This window comes from Corynebacterium sp. KPL2838 (assembly GCF_040225455.1).
Taxonomy (GTDB): Bacteria; Actinomycetota; Actinomycetes; order Mycobacteriales; family Mycobacteriaceae; genus Corynebacterium; species Corynebacterium rhinophilum.
Genome location: NZ_JBEHFT010000085.1, coordinates 1 through 525 on the forward strand (window position 1 = coordinate 1; position 525 = coordinate 525).

General features: G+C 52.4%; 1 pseudogene. It reads right to left on the minus strand.

What is annotated here, in order from left to right:
• Window positions 1-449 (minus strand): annotated as a pseudogene (locus ABRP98_RS11770) (IS3 family transposase); the annotation flags it as partial.
• Between the last annotated feature and the right edge of the window lie 76 nt (window positions 450-525).

A 525-nucleotide genomic window follows, 5' to 3' on the forward strand; every position in this document is an offset into this window, starting at 1 on the left:
TGCACCACGAGTGTCGCCGGCGCGTGTTGTAGCGCATGCACCACCTAAAGACTTCCTGACGGCAGATAATGGGATTGCCAAAGACTTTCCTATCACGCAAGACTTCCCGCTTTAAGGTGGCGTTAAACGATTCTGCTAGGGCGTTATCTGCACTCGTTCCTACCGCGCCCATGGACTGGCGCACACCCAACGACGAACAGTAATTCCTAAAGGCTTGTGAGGTGTACACACTGCCGTGATCGGAATGGAATACAGCCCCGTCAAGACTGCCACGCACACCGTGCGCGTGGGCTAGAGCATCGACGACCAATAAGACACGCATGTGGTCTGCGAGTGCATAACCTGCAAGTTTCCGTGAATGAAGTGTCAATGACTGTAGCCAAATACATGTTCTTGCCACCCTTACAGGGCAGGTAGGTAATGTCGCCGACATACACACGGTTCGGCTTGAAGCGTCCTGGGTTTAGTTCCTACCTCAGCTAAGGAAGGATTGAACTATGCCTAGAAAGTATTCCGTCGAGTTCA